Below are 16151 nucleotides of genomic sequence, written 5' to 3' on the forward strand. Positions count from 1 at the left end.
GCGCCTTTATGCCTCCGGCGGAGCCGGACGTACTGTTGGCGCATGGCCGAGTTCCAGCACACTCCGATGTTCCCCCAAGAGGCGTCGGACACCCCCTATCGCCTGGTCACCAAGGACTTCGTCGAGACCGACGAGTACCGCGGCAACAAGGTGCTGCGGGTCGATACCCGGGCGCTGACCATGCTCACCGCCGAGGCGATCCGCGACATCTCGCATCTGTTCCGCCCGGGTCATCTCGATCAACTGGCGAAGATCCTCGATGATCCCGAGGCCACCGACAACGACCGGTTCGTGGCGACGACACTGCTCGCGAACGCCAACGTGTCCGCTGGAATGGTCCTGCCGTCATGCCAGGACACCGGCACAGCGATCGTGATGGGCAAGAAGGGCCAACAGGTCTGGACCCACCACGACGGTGAGCCGGGTGGTGACGAGGAGGCGATCGCCCGCGGTGTGTTCCGCACCTATACCGACACCAACCTGCGCTACTCACAGGTCGCGCCCATCACCACCTATGAAGAGGTCAACACCGGCACCAACCTGCCGGCGCAGATCGACCTCATGGGTGTCGACGGCGACCAGTACGACTTCCTTTTCATCACCAAGGGCGGCGGAAGCGCCAACAAGACGTTCCTGTTCCAGGAGACCAAGGCACTGCTCAATCCCGAGTCGCTGCTTTCGTTCATCGGCGAGAAGATCAAGACCCTCGGCACCTCCGCATGCCCGCCGTACCACCTCGCGATCGTGATCGGTGGCACCAGCGCCGAGATGAACCTCAAGACGGTCAAGCTGGCGAGCACCCGCTACCTCGATGGCCTGCCCACCCGGGGCAGCGAGCTCGGCCACGCCATCCGCGACACCGAGCTCGAGGCGGAGGTGTTCCAGCTCGCGGCGAAGTCCGGCATCGGCGCACAGTTCGGCGGCAAGTACTTCGTGCACGATGTGCGGGTGATTCGCCTGCCCCGCCACGGTGCCTCCTGCCCGGTCGGCATCGGCGTCAGCTGTTCGGCCGACCGCCAGGCGCTCGGCAGGATCACTTCCGACGGGGTGTTCCTCGAGCAGCTCGAGACCGATCCTGCGAATCACATGCCCGAGGTGTCAGAGGATGCCTTGTCAGGCGAGGTCGTGCAGATCGACCTGAACCGTCCGATGGACGAGATCCGTGCCGAGTTGGGCCGCTATCCCATCCGGACGCGGCTGTCGTTGTCGGGCACGGTGGTCGTGGCCCGCGACATCGCCCACGCCAAGCTCAAGGAGCGCATCGAGCGGGGCGAGGGCCTTCCCCAGTACGTGAAGGACCATCCGATCTACTACGCAGGTCCGGCGAAGACTCCCGAGGGAATGGCCTCGGGGAGTTTCGGGCCGACGACAGCGGGGCGGATGGACTCCTACGTTGCAGAGTTCATGGAGCACGGGGGCAGCTTCGTGACCCTTGCCAAGGGCAACCGGTCCGCGCAGGTGCGCAATGCCTGCAAGCAATACGGCGGGTTCTACCTCGGCTCGATCGGCGGCCCGGCGGCGATCCTGGCCCGTGACTCGATCAAGCACGTGGAGATCCTCGAGTTCCCCGAGCTGGGCATGGAAGCGGTGTGGAAGATCGAGGTGGAGGACTTTCCCGCGTTCATCATCACCGATGACAAGGGCAACGACTTCTTTGCCGACCTGCTCTGAACGGACGGCTCCCGCCGGTGTCTGCCACCCGCAGTGCTCGCTCTTGCACCGCAGCCGGGGCCTGCGTGTAGAGTTAACGCCGTTCATGCTGTGACGACGGTCACCGGGTTCACGGATCCGGGCGGCCACTGGGGGCCAATTCCGAATGGGCGAGAAGACATCTGTGACCAACCGCATGCCGTGGTCGGGGCGACGACGACGCATCCTGGCGGTGGCGGTCGCGCTGTTCGCCGTGGCTGCTGCCTGCACCGTTCCTGGTGGCGGTGAAGACCTGGGAAGCCTCAAGCGCTCCGCCTACGGCGCCTACGCCCAGGCCGAAGCAGCGGCCACGGCCGCCGGCACGGGTCAGGCGACCGTCGAGTTCGTGGTGGCCGACACCCCACCGTCGGTCTTCTACAACTACGTCGTGCCGGACGCCCAGGCAGCGGCATTCGAGGCCTTCATCGGCCTACCCCCGGGGTTCTCGCTCGCCAAGGTGAAGATGCTCGAGAGCGACGCCCAGGCCAACTACTGGATGAGCCTCAACATCTACCGCGTCACCGGCATCACCACCGGGCTGCGCGCCGAGTGGAACACCTACGTCGATGACGGCTCCGGTGTGCCCCGGTTCATGATCATCCGCGCACGAGCTGCGGAAGGCTCCATCGACCCGATCGGCCCCTTGGCTCAACCCGAGCCGTTCAGTCACAGCATCGATGGCAGCAACCTGATCACGACCGCCCTCAACAAGACCGTGATCGAGAACGACATACCGGTGCTCACCAACGACAACCAGTTCAACTCCACCATCCAGTTGCCCGATGAGATCGACCGGGTGTTCGGCACGCCGACGCTGGAGTGGACCGGTGCCAACGACCTCATCTACTGGATGAACGGCGTCTATGACCGTGTCATGTACAACGGCAACGTCCACGACGCGGCAATGCTCAGCGTCGACCTCAACGACGTCACCATCCAGAACGACTCGGAGTTCGTTCCCTACCTGGAAGCCGACCCCGAGCACGTGCTCGTGTACCTCAACCCACTCGAGTTCGCCATCGGTCCCTGGTGGAACGTGACCGAGCCCAACGGACTGGTCGAGGAGGGCGAGCGCCTCTCGCTGCTGGCCTTCAAGACCAACCTGTACAGCGGCTTCATGAACACCCAGGCGGTCAACGTGCTCACCGGCAACGCACAGCCGGTCGTACGAACCCAGGTCGAGGAAGGTCCATCGTCCACCTACTGGCACTGGAAGATCCCCGGCGCCAACCTGGCTGCGTTCGAGGCCGTGCTCAACCTGCCCGCCGGCATGTCGCCGGCTCCGGTCAAGGTGGACAAGGCCGACGCCGCAGCCGACTACTGGCTCACGCTCAATGTGTACGAGGTGTCGAGCATCAACTCGGGCCTGCGCGCCGAATGGTCGACCTACGTCGACGACGGCACCGCCACCCGCAAGATCCTGATTGACACCCGTACCGACCACGCTTCGCTGGACCCGCTGGTCGGAAACGTCGCACCCAGCACGCTCACCCACACCGAGGCTGGTGGAACCATCAGCACCACCGTTGGTGATCCGGGCAGCGAGTTCACGTCGTCGTTCGCCGCTCCGGTGCCCGGGCCGGGCAACGCCGTCGTGGCCGCGACCGAATGGGTCAACACCCACGACATCACCTACTGGGCCAATGGCATCGCTGACAACAACTACTACAACAGCGAGTTCTTCCGGAAGGTCGACGTGGCGCCGGGGTCGGTGAGCATCACCGACAACAGCCAGTGGGCGACGTTCGTCGGAGCGACCCCCGACAAGGTGTGGGTCAACGCCGGCGAGACGGAATACGTCAACAACCCTTGGCTGGGTGTCTGAGGCCGACGCCTCGCAATTCCAACTGAAAGGGGTGGGTGAGCGGTCGCCGCAGGCGCCGCCACCCACCCCTTTCGCGATGGTTCGAGCCATTTCGTGCCGGGTGCTGTGACTGCAATGCGGAGAGGGTGAGGCAGATTCCCTTCTGGCGTGTCATTGGTCACTGTGCGTACACTTCCGGCAGGCTGAGTTTGGGGAGATTGCTGTGAAATCGTTTGTTCGTCTGGCGGGGGCTGTCGCGGTCATCGCCCTATTTGCGGGCGCGTGCACCACCCCGACCAGCTCCGGCAACAGCACTTCGTCGTGGTCGGTCGATCCGGTACTGGCCGACGCGGCCACCACGCCCGACCCGCTGGCCACCAACCGGATCTACCAGCCGGTCGGCACCGAACGGGGCGAGCTCGCCGTCATGCTGCACGGCACCGGATCCACACCGGCTGCTCACTACGAGATAGCGGGGGCCCTGCGCTCCGATGGGTACCACGTGATCCTGCTTCGCTACTCGGCGTCGCTCGGCACCCTGTACGCATGCCCTGATGTCGACGCCCTGACCGATCCCGATTGCCACCGTGCGTTCCGCCACGAGGTCACCTTCGGTGCAGGCGTCCCCGATCCGGACGGAGTTGCCCGCGACCACGCGACCGCCAACGTCACCAGCGCGGACTCGGTGGTCAACCGGTTGCTCAAGCTCGTCGACCGTATGGCCACAGTCGTGCCGGCATCGGGCTTCGGCCAGTTCCAGCAGCAGACCGGTGGCTCCTGCGACGTGACCAATGCCAACTACGGGACCTGCGAGCTCGACTGGTCGAAGGTCTCCGTGCTCGGGCACTCCCAGGGCGCAGGAGTGGCGCTCTACCTGGCCAAGTTCCACGCCCTGGAGGCTGCAGGCCTGCTGTCCGGCACCTACGACGCCTACCTCGACGGAGGGGGCGCAGCGACCGCTGCTCCCTGGACCACCGAAGGTGACTTCGACGTACCCGCAGAGTCGATCACGACGCTCATGCATGAGGACGACTACGGCGCCGAGAGGATCCGTGCGGTGGCTGATGCCCTCGGCATCAGCGGCCCGGAGGTCTCCGCGACGGTTGTGCCGTTCCTCACCGACCGGCTTATCACCGACCTGCAGCCAACGTGCCTGTTCGACTCCGTCCCCGGTCACAACTCGACCTCGGTCGACCTGTGCACGCCTGGCAACAGCTACGTCGAGGCGTGGCGGTTCATGGCTGAGGGCTGAGAAGCGCTCCACCGGCAGACAGGGTCAGAACACCTTCAGCGCCACCCAGGCGAGCGCTGAACCCACGCCGTTGCTCGTCGAGTGCAGCATCGCCGGTGCCAGCACCGAATCGGATCGGTTTCGCATCCATGACAGGCCCATCCCCGCGATCGCGGTGAGCAGGACGCCGCCCACGATCCCTGCGGCCTGCCCGACGGCGTCGGGCAGGATGTCCCTGAACAGGGGGTTGACGTCGTTGACATTCCAGGACGGCAGGATGTGCCAGAGCCCGAAGAGGCCGGCAGCACAGGCATCTGCTGTGACCCTCGACCTCGGCCCCTGGCGGATGCGGCTGGCGAACATCGCCGGCAACACGCCACGGAAACTCACCTCTTCGAGCAGCACCGTACCGAACGGCACCTCGATCGCGACCTTGTAGAACATGTCGATGAAAGGGATGTCGGCACGCTCGTCGAGGAATAGGGGGCGTGTCCAGGGAATCGTCAGCCCGACCGCATAGATGGCAATGAGGCCGAGAGAGAAGACAGCGCCCACTCTCAGGCCCGCAGGCAGGGCCTTGCGGGCCAGGCCCATCGTGCGGGCCCTCTGGCCGTCGGTCTTCACCGCGATGGCGACCACGATTGCCGCGATGCTCAGGTTCCAGGGCACATAAGCCCAGTCCGGCAGTACCCGGTTGGCCATCACGTTGGAGAACGTGAGCACTGCGATGACCACGAGCAGGGGAACCACGGACCGACGCCTCAACACGGCCCATTCGGCGGGCTCGTCGGCGTGGTCCGGGGGATCCGCGGGTGGTTGCTCGGGAGGGTTCATCCGGGCAAGACCGTAGTTGCGACACGGCGCCCTGGGTTCACGGCTCTCGTAGCCAACTCAGGTCGCGGAACCGCCCTGCAGGTCGGTGCCAGCGGCGGCTGCACACGCGCGGCCGAGAGCCTTGCGTGCTTCGGTGAACGCGTCGACCTGGTCGCAGACCTTCTTGGAGCGTCGCATGGCCCGCCGCTTCCTGGCGGACTTCGCCGGCCAGGTGTTCCTTCGATCTGCCATGGTGCCCCCTGCACTGGTCCTTGGTGAATGATCGGCAAGTGCGGCGAGCAGTTGAGTGGGCGGCGGTACAGATCGCTGCGACAATGTGCGGAGTCACTACAAGGGGGACCAAATGGCTGACCTGGTGGTCAAGAACGCGCTCGTGGTCGACGGCACTGGAGCAGTGCCGAGGCACGCGGACGTGGCGGTCGAGGGTGACCGCATCATCGAAGTCGGTGACGTGGCTGCCAACGGTGCCCGGGTGATAGAGGCCGATGGGCTCGTGCTCACCCCCGGCTTCGTTGACATCCACACCCACTACGACGGTCAGGTCACCTGGGACTCCACGGTGGCGCCGTCCTGCCTGCACGGCGTGACGACGATCGCGATCGGCAACTGCGGGGTCGGGTTCGCTCCTGCCGCACCCGACAAGCATGACTGGCTGATCTCGCTGCTCGAGGGTGTGGAAGACATCCCGGGCACCGCCCTGGCCGAGGGCCTCCCGTGGAACTGGGAGACATTTCCGGAGTACCTCGATGCTCTCGATGCCCGGTCCTTCACCCTCGACGTCGGCGCACACGTGCCCCACGCGGCGTTGCGCACGTATGTGATGGGGGAGCGAGGGGCCGACCACACCGTGGCCCCAACCGAGGGCGAGCTGTCCGAGATGGCATCGATGGTGCGCGAGGCGCTCTTAGCTGGAGCCATCGGATTCGCCACCAGCCGCACCGAAGTGCACCGCACGAGCCTGGGCGACTTCATCCCCACGCTCACGGCCTCCGACGCCGAGTTGCTCGCCGTTGCTGTGGCGATGCGCGAGGCCGGCACGGGTGTCGTGCAGCTGATCAGTGACCTGTACCAGACCAACGACGATGAGTTCTTCCGCCATGAGGTGGACCTGCTCGCACGGTTCGTGGAGACCAGCGGCAGGCCGCTGAGCTTCACGATGCAGCAGGCGTACCACGCGCCCGATCGCTGGCGTGAGCAGATGGACTGGGTCGACTCGATGGTCGCCGCCGGCCACGATGTGAAGGCCCAGGTCGCTCCCCGTCCGATCGGGGTGTTGATCGGCCTGACGGCCACGGCCAATCCGTTCCTCTTCTGCGCCTCCTATGGAGAGATCGCGTTGCTCGACCTTCCGGAGCGCATCGCCGCGATGCGGGATCCGGAGCGCAAGCGACGGATCCTGGCCGAGCATGCCCAACTCCTCGACGGGCTGGAGCCGGGAATCGTGTCCCAGATCGTCGGCGGGTTCGAGGTGATGTTCCAGTTGGCTGATCCGGTCGACTACGAGATGAATACGGAGCGGTCACTGGGAGCCCAGGCGAACCGCGCGGGCGTGGACCCGGCCTCGCTGCTCTACGACACGCTGCTCGGGTCCGACGGCAACCAACTCGTCTACCTGCCGCTGTTCAATTTCGCCAACGGCAACTTCGACGACATCGCCGACATGATTACGTCGCCCAATTCCCTGTTCGGGCTGTCCGACGCCGGGGCTCACTGCGGCGCGATCTCTGATGCATCGATGCCGACCTCCGCGCTGACGGTATGGGCACGCGACAGGCGCGACGGTGACGCGATGCCGATCGAGCAGATCGTGCACCACCAGACCCAGCGCACCGCGGCTCACATCGGCTGGCTGGACCGCGGTGTGGTGGCGCCCGGCTACCTGGCCGACCTCAACCTGATCGACCTCGATGCGCTGGCCTGCCATCCACCGACGATCGTGCATGACCTGCCCGCAGGCGGCCGCCGATTGATGCAGACAGCCGAGGGATACCGCTACACCGTGAAATCCGGTGAACCGACCGTCATCGACGGCGAGCCAACCGGCAACCTGCCCGGTGGCCTGATCCGCGGCACCCGGCAGACACCTTGACCCTGTCAGGGTGCGTGTGTCGGCAAGCGCTGTTGCGCGCTCTAGCATCGACTCCGGATGACTGACACGGAGGAAGACACCCCCCAGGCACAGGATCCTCCCTCGCGGCCACGCGCCCTCACGAAGGCCGCCATCGCGCTGGTGATCGGAGGAGTTCTCGCGATGGTGTTGCCCGGCCTGCTGCGGGACGGGGTTTGTGGCCTGGTCAGCTGCGCAGACGTCACGCCCGAGGTGGCGGTCGGGCGACCCGAAGGCACGGGCTTGGCGGTAGTGGTTCCCGAAGATGCCGCCGGCGAACTCGGCTCGCTGCGGCTCTTCGAGATCACCGGCTCGGAGGAGACCTCGCGGGAGGATCCGGTGATCCCCGGCACCTGGGTCGTGCAGAGAACCGACCCGGATGCACTGCCAACGGTCGTGCCTTTCGGTGAGGAGCCCGACGGGTTCGAGACGCTCACCGAACTCGACGCCGAGCCCACGGCAGGTCTGTGGGTGATTGAGGCCTCCTTTGGCTGCGCATCCACACTCGTCAGGTTCGACCCGCAGGAGCTCGACCCCGGCTTCGTGACCACCGGTGACGAGCCCGTCACGATCGGGGATTTCGAGCGCGATGCGCGGGGATCCCTGCGCTGCGCCACCGATGCGCCCGGTTGGCAGCGCTGGCTGTTCGCTCTCGGCGCCGCCGCCGCTGCTGTCGGCGCGGTGCTGGGCATAGTCGTCGTGTTCCGCTCGCCGGTGCGCGATGACCGCGACTGGTACGACGACGAGCCGATCTGAACCCCAGCCAGGGCGCGGCTTCAGTCGTCGGGTGTGGGCCCCGGAACCAGCGGCACAAAGGCGACGAGCCCCAGGTCCTCTTCGTCGAATGTTCCGTCTCGGCGCGTGATTCTGAGCAGGTGCTGCGACCGACCCTGCCTCCCAACCGGGATCACGAGGCGCGCCCCGTCAGCGAGCTGGGACAGCAGCGCCTCGGGGACCTCGGTCGCAGCTGCAGTCACGACGATGGCGTCGTACGGCGCTTCGTCCGGCCACCCCTCGGTGCCGTCGTGGTGCACGACCTCCACGTTGTCGAAGCCGGCGGCGGCAATGGCGCCAGCTGCTTGCTCGGCCAGGCTCGAGTGGCGCTCGAGCGACACGACCTGTTCGGCGATGGCCCCGAGCACCGCGGCGCCATAGCCAGATCCGGTTCCAACCTCGAGCACCCGGGACGTGTCCGTGATGCCGGCGGCCTCGGCCATCAAGGCAACCACGTATGGCTGGGAGATCGTCTGGCCGCGGCCAATCGGAAGTGGATGGTCGGCATACGCGGAGTCGCCCTGCCAGTCAGCCACGAACAGCTCACGGGGAACTGTGCGCATCGCATCGATCACCCTCGGATCGCGCACACCACGGTCGAGCAGTGTTCGCCTGACCATCCGCTCGCGGCGGGTCCGCAAGGCGTCGGCCTGGGAGTCGGCCTCATCGACCATGCTGCCCGGTCTACCAGTTCTGTGCCGTTCAGGACTGGGCGGTCAGCAGGTCACGCATTGCCTGTGCGGCCTCGGCGCCCACGAGGCGGTCGAGAAGCATCCACACGGGGTTGGTGCGTGGGGAGAACATGGCGGCGCGGTTGCGGCGGTCGCGTTCGCCCGGGTCCTGCCACGCGGCGTCTGCCCCGGCTGCCGCGGGAAGGCCGTTGGCCATGAGCCGGAGCCACTGGTCGAGGTAGGCGTCGGCGACAGTTGCGAGCTTGCGCAGGTCGTCGGGCTGCACGATCGCGGCGGCCATCCAGGGTGAACGGATCGACCACTGGAGCGGGCCGAGTGACGGTACGGGCATCACACCCGGCTGGCCGAGCGCCTCCGAGCGGATGTCGGTGAGCGGGCCGTAGACCGCCTCGGTATAGTCGAGGCTGGCGCCGAGGTCGAGGCGCGGAGCGAGGTCGAGGCCGAAATGGAAGGTGCCGTCGGTGTTGGGACTGATGGCCGTGTCGACGAAGAAGTGCGGAATGGCACTGTCGGCAGGTGTGAAGGCATACACCTGGTGGGTGTCCATGCCGAACAGCTCCACCGACATCGCGCTCTGCACCACCCGGAGGCCGTCGTTGCGGGTGAACACGCGGAACTCGCCGATGCGCTCACCGTCGAGCGGACCGCCGATCGCCTCGAGCGGCAGGAGGGCGTCGCCGTCGTCGCCGGTCTCCTCAGTGAGTCCGAGGTCAGAGATGATGCGACCGAGCAGGCCGTGCACGATCTCGCGGCCGGTGTGGTCGAGCGGCGGGGTCTCCGGCGGCGGAGGGGCCTGTCCTTCCTCGGGCAGAGACTCGACTTCGGTGTGCTCGAGGGTGAATCCAGTTGCGAGGAGCGCGTCCACCGACACCGGCTTGGTCGGGGCCTTCAGCTCGTTGCGGTATTCGAGGGGTGGCAGGCCGTCCAACTCGCAGAGCTTGTCGAAGAAGGGCTGCATCGGAGGCGCGACCTCGGGGTGGGTGAGGTTGAAGGTGCCGACGATGCGGTTCTCGAGCGCGAAGCGCACAGCGCCCACCACGTCCAGCATGTGCACCCGGTAGAACAACGCCTCGTCGTGGAATGGCACGGACCCGCCGAGCACCTGGTGGGCCATGCGGATCTTGTCCATGATCGGCGGGTCGTCGCCGCCGGTGATGTCGGCACACCGGAAGATGGCGGTGCGGTCCTCGGCTTCGCTGCGGTAGGTGCGCTCGGCCAGCTGGAACATCGCCGGGCTCGGGTCGTCGGACTCGGTGAGGGGCGAGCCCTCGTCGATCAGGTCTAGGTGATTGGCGGCGTCGCCGTACACCGACAGCGACGACAGCATCACCAGGTACGGTTTGCCGGGCACGGCGGCTACAGACTCGGCCGTGTCGACGAGGACCTGGCGGTAGGTGCGCTGGCGCTGCTCGACGGTCATGGCCTGCTGGGCCGAGGGGCCGGCTGCGATCACGATCGCATCGGCTCCTTCAGCAGCCGCGGCAACTGCCTCAGCGTCGCCACCGGTGAGCACCGCAACGTCGTCGCAGAACTCCTTGAGCGCCTCGACCTTGCCGGGCGTGGTCGTGGTGCCGGTGACATGGTGGCCCCCGTCACGGAGCTGGCGGGCGAGCTCCTTGCCGACGAGCCCACAGCCGATGATGAGTACCTTCATTTCGCGTATCCCCTGTTGTCGCTGGATGTGCGCAGCGGACCGACCGTAGTCGGCGCTGTTCATTCGGATCGCCTCGACCGGATGGTGCTGGTGGTGCTAGGCGGGGAACCAGTTGGCGTGGAAGCCCGACCCGACGAACTGCGGCATGCCCACCACGGCCATGGGTCCGTCATCGATGCGGCTGGCCTCGAACACGTGCAGTTCGCCGACAGCCGCGCCGCGGTCATAGGCGAGCGCGAGCAGCCAACCATCGGCCTCGTCGGACGACGCCGGATCCGGCGCGAACACCGGCTCGCCCACGTACCGCTCGCCGCCGAAGTCCCAGACCTGGCGCTCACCGGTCTCGGCGTCGTAGCGGGCGACCGAGTCGAATCCGCCGAGATGTGCCTCGGGAAGGCTGTGGGCGGCCATGTAGTCGTAGCGGTTGTAGACGCCGTTGAAGTCGTCGTTGAACCGGCACATCTCGCCACCAAGGTCGTCGAAGTGCTCCCAGCCGGCCTTGTCCGAGGACCGGTCGATCCAGAACTTCGCGGGCAGGGCCGGATCGACCTCGACGGAGGAGCCGTCGCTCTCGTAGCCGAAGTCGACTGCGGTCCACCGCGCACCGCGCAACTCGATGCGGTCGCCGTCGTCCCACGCGTTCCAGAAGTGCTGCACGTGGCAGACGTCGATGTCGTACCACTTGAGGTCCTCGGCGGTCCCCATGCGGGGCATCACACCGAAGCGGGCACCGTTCTCCGGCATCCACTTGGCAACCGGCCCACCGTCGTCGCCCCCGATGTTCATCACGATCGGGGAGTCGAGGAACACCGCGTACTGCTCGGTGATGAGGAAGTCGTGCATCATCACGGGTGCCGGCAGGTCGATGTCGACCTTGTGCACGAGGTTGCCGGTGGCGTCGATCACGAAGTACTGGATGAAGGGCGGGAAGGGCGAGTAGCGGAACGAGAACATCTCGCCCGTGCGCGGGTCGAGGCGGGGATGCGCCGACATCGCAGGCATCACGCCGTCGACCTGGCCGTCGTAGTCGAAGTTGCCGATGGTCTCGAGGTCCGCGGTCACCTCGGTGGGCAGGCCACCCTCCCACAGGGCGAAGTAGCGCCCGGCGTGGCGGATGATGTGCGTATTGGCCGGGTTCTTCACCGGGCCGGCGTCGCCGGTGACCGATTGGTCGGGCCAGTTCGCGATGTCGCCGAGTCCGGGATAGATGCCGTGGCCCTCTCGCATCTCCACGCCGAGGCCTGCGGTCTGGATCCAGCGGTTGCGGTAGGAGGCCTTGCCGTTGTCGAAGGCGACCTCGTGGAGCATCCCGTCGCCGTCGAACATGTGGTACTCGCTGATCGGCTCGAACATCGGGTTGGGGCCGTTGCGGATGAAGCTCCCGCGCAGACCTGCCGGCAGCTCACCCTTCACGGTGAGGGCTGGCTCGTCGATCTCGGCACTCACCGGTTCCCACCCACCGGTCAGGTAGTGGTTGCCGACGTCGTTGGTCACGTGGCTGGTCAGCTCGGATACACGGGTCATGGCGCCCCCACGGCAGTTCGGCTCGCGCGTGTGCGCGAGCGCCTCAGATTAACAGCGTTCACTTGGTGATGTCCCGGCGAGGCCGGCCGCAGACCGCACCTACTGGCGGGCCATGGCAATCTTGAGGCGCTCTTCGGGCGTGATGAGGTGATCCGCGTCGTCGGCGTCGTCTCCGAGGTCGATCTGCACCCACCGCACGATGCCGTTGAAGCTGCTGTCGCCGGGCGCGTAGTCGTCGCTCACAGCGGTGCCGGTGTCCTCGCCGAGGTCGGTCGTCTCATCCGCGGAGTACACGTTGGGCACGGTCGCCTCGACCCTGCCTGTGCCGACCTGGTCACCGTCGACGTACAGGCGCACATCGCCGCCCTTGCCGAGCCCACCGCCGTCGTAGTCGAACTCCATGCGTACCTGGTGCTCGCCTGGCTCGAGTGTGTGATCCGCGTACGTCTTGTACTGGTCCAGGCCCAGCATGTTGTGGCAGTACGCAGGCTTGCCCTCGTGCACGTACAGCGACCAGCCCGCGTACTGGCCGCCCTGGGCGATCAGCACACCCTCGGCGCCACCGTCTGGCACGACAACCTGTGCGGTCACTGCGTGCGACTTGTTCTTGACATTGACAACGCTCGACTCGGACAGGCGCTTCATGCCACGGAACAGCAGCTGCGAGTTGCCCTCGATCAGCAGCGGGCGGCCGGCCAGGTCGCTGTTGAACCGCTCGACGCGTCGGTCATCGAGTGGGAACACGCCGTACCGCGTGCCCTCGATCATGAACAAGCGCTGCAGTTCTGCCAGCTTGTCGGGGTTGTCCGCCGCGATGTCGTGGGCCTGGGTCCAGTCGTCGGGTGCGTACAGCTCCCAGGTGTCCTGGGATATCGGTGGTGTTTCCTCGGCCAGCAGCCACGGTGTGCTGTGGCGGGTCACGGCGGTCCATCCCTCGTGGTAGATCCCGCGGTTGACGAACATCTCGAAGTACTGCGTGCGCCGGGTGTCGTCGGCCCCTGCCTCGTCGAACGAGTACGCCATGTCGACGCCATGCAGGGGCATCTGCGCGACACCGTTCACCTCCTGGGGCTCGGGAAGCCCGGCCGCGGCCAGCACGGTGGGAGCGACGTCGATTACGTGGTGGAACTGGTTGCGCACCTCACCGCGTGACTCCATGCCGGCAGGCCAGTGCACCACCGTGCCGTTGCGGGTGCCGCCCCAGTGGGAGGCCACCTGCTTGGTCCACTGGTAGGGCGTGTCCATGGCGTGTGCCCAGCCGACGGCGTAGTGGTTGAACGCCTCCGGGGTGCCGAACGCGTCGATGCGCTCGGCCATGAACTCGGCGGTCTCCACACCGATCACACCGTTGAGCGACAGCAGCTCGTTGTAGGTGCCGTTGGGTGTGCCCTCGGCGGATGCTCCGTTGTCGCCGATGATGTAGTACACGATCGTGTTGTCGAGCACGCCGAGGTCGTCGACGGCGTCGACGAGGCGGCCGAGGTGGTGGTCGGTGTGCTCCAGGAATCCGGCGTACACCTCCATCTGGCGTGCGAGTACGGGCTTGAGGTCATCCGGCGTCTCGTCCCAGCCGGGTATCTGCTCGTGGCGCTCGGTCAGCTCGGCGTCGGGAGGAATGACTCCCAGTTCCTTCTGGCGGGCGAAGGTGCGCTCGCGGGTTGCGTCCCAGCCGTCGTCGAATGCGCCGCGATACTTCGCAGACCACTCCTCGGGCACATGGTGCGGGGCGTGGGTGGCTCCGGGCGCCCAGTACATGAAGAAGGGCTTGTCGGCCATGAGGGCCTTCTGCTGGCGGACCCACTCGATCGCATGGTCGGTCATGTCCTCGGTGAAGTGGTAGCCCTCCTCGGGGGAGCGGTCCTGCTCCACGGGCACCGTGTCCTCGTAGATGGCGGGGTAGTACTGGTTGGTCTCGCCGCCGATGAAGCCGTAGAAGTGCTCGAAGCCACTACCGGTGGGCCACTGACGGAACGGACCCATCGGGCTGGTCTCCCACACCGGCACCTCATGGCACTTGCCGAACTGGGCGGTCGAGTATCCGTTGAGCTTCAGTGTCTCGGCGAGCGGTGCCGCGGAGTTCGGGCGGATCGAGTTGTAGCCAGGAGCAGAGGTGGCCATCTCGGTGATGCCGCCCATGCCCACGGCGTGATGGTTGCGGCCTGTAAGCAGCGCCTGACGGGTGGGGGAGCACAGTGCGGTCGTGTGGAAGCGGCTGTACTTCAGGCCCTGCTGGGCGAGCCGCTCGGCGGTTGGCGTGTTGACCGGACCACCGAAGGCCGAGGATGCCCCGAAGCCGCAATCGTCTATCAGGGCGATGATCACGTTGGGCGCGCCCGCCGGGGGACGGAGCGGCTCGATCGGAGGAAAGGTCGACTCGGGATCCTTGGCGTCGAACGTGATGTCACCTGCGTACGGGCGATCGGGGATCGGCAACACGACCCGACTCTGGTCGACTTCACTCATCTGGGGACTCCTCGGCGCCTCGTCATTCCCGCGTGGCTGCGGGTGGTTCAGGGATGCTTATCAGAGCTGTCCGCCCAGTGGACCGCGAACCCCCGGCCGCACCGCTCACCGAGACGTTTGGAGCCGCACCGGCATGCGTGTGAGGCCATTCATCAGGCACGATTCCAGTGGCTCGACCTCGCCTGCCCGTTCCCAGGTCGGGAAGCGTTCGAGCAGCTCCTCGAACATCACCTGCGCCTCCATCCGGGCGAGCGCGGCGCCCAGGCAGTGGTGTTCGCCGATGCCGAACGCGAGGTGCCGGTTGGCGTCGGCCCGCGACGCGTCGAAACGGTCGGCACTGTCGCCGAAGACCACCTCGTCGCGGTTGGCCGACCCGTAGAACAGCACGAGGTAGTCACCTTCGGAGATCGCCGTGCCGCCGACCGTCGTGTCGGCGGTGGCGCACCGCACGAAGCTGCGCACCGGTGATACCCAGCGCAGCATCTCCTCGACGGCCACCGGGATTCGCGACAGGTCCTCGGCGAGCCATACGCGCTGGTCGGGATGCTCCGCCAGTGCCCGTGCTCCGCCGGCGATCAGATTGCGTGTGGTCTCGTTGCCGGCGACCAGCAACGTCATCAGGAACATGAGCAGGTCGTCCTCACTGAGCCGCTCACCGTCGATCTCGGCATCGAGCAGCAGCGTGATGATGTCGTCGCGTGGACTGGACCGATGTTCCTCGACCCGCACGCCCAGGTATGCCCAGAGCTCGGCGAGGTGTTCGGCAGATTGCTCGTCTCCGCCACCTCCGCCGACCTCGATGATCGAGTCGGACCACTGGCGGAACATCGCCACGTCATCACCGGGGACACCGATCATCTCGGCGATCACGAGCATCGGAAGCGGCACCGCCACCTGCTCGACGAAGTCGACCTCGCCGGTTGGGTCGCAGGCGTCGAGCGTTGAGCGTGCGATCTCGCGGATCCGGGTCTGCAGGTGCTGAACGTAACTGGGCTTGAAGGCGCTGGTGACGAGCCGGCGGTGCCGGATGTGCTCGGGCGGATCCATCTCGAGGATCGTGTTCGCGCTCTCGATACCGGCGGTGTGCAGTTCCATGCCCTCGCGCGCCACAGGAATCTGGAACATCAACAGGCCGCGGGCTGACGAGAAGAGTCGGGGCGCCCGGGACACCGCGCGGATGTCCTCGTGGCGGGTTATGCACCAGAACTGCCCGTCTTCGTACCAGTGCACCGGATCGTCTGCCCGAAGGCGGGCGAACGCGGTGTCAGGGTCGCGCTGGTAGAAGTCGGCGGTTTCGGGTGCGAAGTCCGCAAGCCTCATGCCCTTGCCCTCCAGGGTCGTCGGCGTCTGCCCGGCCACCGTATTCCTCCTTTGGTGGG

At 66.5% G+C, this 16151-nt stretch carries 12 protein-coding genes; 5 read left to right on the top strand and 7 right to left on the bottom strand.

All coding sequences use genetic code 11. From position 1 onward, the window contains the following. The first annotated feature begins 42 nt into the window (after nt 1–42). The 3 genes from GY812_13210 to GY812_13220 all read left to right on the top strand — a co-directional run bounded on the left by GY812_13210 (nt 43) and on the right by GY812_13220 (nt 4745). A complete protein-coding gene (locus tag GY812_13210; GenBank protein MCP4436438.1) occupies nt 43–1671 on the top strand; it encodes a fumarate hydratase in 1629 nt (542 codons plus the stop codon). A 163-nt stretch (nt 1672–1834) separates the two neighbouring features. Further along, nucleotides 1835–3514, top strand: a complete 1680-nt coding sequence (locus tag GY812_13215) for a hypothetical protein (protein ID MCP4436439.1) — start codon at nt 1835–1837, stop codon at nt 3512–3514. A gap of 202 nt (nt 3515–3716) precedes the next feature. Beyond that, nucleotides 3717–4745, top strand: a complete 1029-nt coding sequence (locus tag GY812_13220) for a hypothetical protein (GenBank protein ID MCP4436440.1) — start codon at nt 3717–3719, stop codon at nt 4743–4745. A gap of 24 nt (nt 4746–4769) precedes the next feature. Here the strand turns inward: GY812_13220 and GY812_13225 are convergent, their stop codons facing one another. Both GY812_13225 and GY812_13230 read right to left on the bottom strand, forming a co-directional pair. Next, the gene (locus GY812_13225) at nt 4770–5558 is read right to left on the bottom strand and encodes a CPBP family intramembrane metalloprotease (protein MCP4436441.1); all 789 of its coding nucleotides are present in this window, start codon (nt 5556–5558) and stop codon (nt 4770–4772) included. A 57-nt stretch (nt 5559–5615) separates the two neighbouring features. Continuing rightward, nucleotides 5616–5789 carry a hypothetical protein gene (locus GY812_13230; GenBank protein MCP4436442.1) on the bottom strand — a complete coding sequence of 58 codons (174 nt, stop codon included), beginning with the start codon at nt 5787–5789 and terminating at the stop codon, nt 5616–5618. Between the two features lie 112 nt (nt 5790–5901). Here GY812_13230 and GY812_13235 point away from each other — a divergent pair, with 112 nt between their 5' ends. Both GY812_13235 and GY812_13240 read left to right on the top strand, forming a co-directional pair. Continuing rightward, the gene (locus GY812_13235; GenBank protein MCP4436443.1) at nt 5902–7647 is read left to right on the top strand and encodes an amidohydrolase family protein; all 1746 of its coding nucleotides are present in this window, start codon (nt 5902–5904) and stop codon (nt 7645–7647) included. A 57-nt stretch (nt 7648–7704) separates the two neighbouring features. Beyond that, nucleotides 7705–8421, top strand: coding sequence for a hypothetical protein (locus tag GY812_13240; GenBank protein MCP4436444.1), 717 nt, complete (start codon nt 7705–7707; stop codon nt 8419–8421). Nucleotides 8422–8441: 20 nt separating this feature from the next. Here GY812_13240 and GY812_13245 read toward each other — a convergent pair whose 3' ends face one another. From GY812_13245 to GY812_13265, 5 genes are all read right to left on the bottom strand, one after another. After that, nucleotides 8442–9113 (bottom strand): protein-L-isoaspartate(D-aspartate) O-methyltransferase, encoded by a 672-nt coding sequence (locus GY812_13245; GenBank protein MCP4436445.1) that lies wholly within the window; start codon nt 9111–9113, stop codon nt 8442–8444. A 28-nt stretch (nt 9114–9141) separates the two neighbouring features. Continuing rightward, entirely contained in the window at nt 9142–10785 is a 1644-nt protein-coding gene (locus GY812_13250) for an NAD(P)H-binding protein (protein MCP4436446.1), read from the bottom strand. A 96-nt stretch (nt 10786–10881) separates the two neighbouring features. Continuing rightward, nucleotides 10882–12309, bottom strand: coding sequence for a carotenoid oxygenase family protein (locus GY812_13255; protein ID MCP4436447.1), 1428 nt, complete (start codon nt 12307–12309; stop codon nt 10882–10884). A gap of 99 nt (nt 12310–12408) precedes the next feature. Further along, on the bottom strand, nt 12409–14772 hold the full coding sequence (locus GY812_13260; protein MCP4436448.1) for an arylsulfatase: 2364 nt from the start codon (nt 14770–14772) through the stop codon (nt 12409–12411). A 105-nt stretch (nt 14773–14877) separates the two neighbouring features. Beyond that, the gene (locus GY812_13265) at nt 14878–16131 is read right to left on the bottom strand and encodes a cytochrome P450 (GenBank protein ID MCP4436449.1); all 1254 of its coding nucleotides are present in this window, start codon (nt 16129–16131) and stop codon (nt 14878–14880) included. Nucleotides 16132–16151: the final 20 nt, after the last annotated feature.

Source organism: Actinomycetes bacterium (genome assembly GCA_024222295.1).
Classification (GTDB): Bacteria; Actinomycetota; Acidimicrobiia; order Acidimicrobiales; family Microtrichaceae; genus JAAEPF01.

What these genes read in the sequence shown, in the direction of transcription:
- GY812_13210 (MCP4436438.1), top strand. Translation starts at nt 43, where the DNA reads ATGGCCGAGTTCCAGCACACTCCGATGTTCCCCCAAGAGGCGTCGGAC.
- GY812_13225 (MCP4436441.1), bottom strand. Translation starts at nt 5,558, where the DNA reads ATGAACCCTCCCGAGCAACCACCCGCGGATCCCCCGGACCACGCCGAC.
- GY812_13230 (MCP4436442.1), bottom strand. Translation starts at nt 5,789, where the DNA reads ATGGCAGATCGAAGGAACACCTGGCCGGCGAAGTCCGCCAGGAAGCGG.
- GY812_13235 (MCP4436443.1), top strand. Translation starts at nt 5,902, where the DNA reads ATGGCTGACCTGGTGGTCAAGAACGCGCTCGTGGTCGACGGCACTGGA.
- GY812_13240 (MCP4436444.1), top strand. Translation starts at nt 7,705, where the DNA reads ATGACTGACACGGAGGAAGACACCCCCCAGGCACAGGATCCTCCCTCG.
- GY812_13245 (MCP4436445.1), bottom strand. Translation starts at nt 9,113, where the DNA reads ATGGTCGATGAGGCCGACTCCCAGGCCGACGCCTTGCGGACCCGCCGC.
- GY812_13250 (MCP4436446.1), bottom strand. Translation starts at nt 10,785, where the DNA reads ATGAAGGTACTCATCATCGGCTGTGGGCTCGTCGGCAAGGAGCTCGCC.
- GY812_13255 (MCP4436447.1), bottom strand. Translation starts at nt 12,309, where the DNA reads ATGACCCGTGTATCCGAGCTGACCAGCCACGTGACCAACGACGTCGGC.
- GY812_13260 (MCP4436448.1), bottom strand. Translation starts at nt 14,772, where the DNA reads ATGAGTGAAGTCGACCAGAGTCGGGTCGTGTTGCCGATCCCCGATCGC.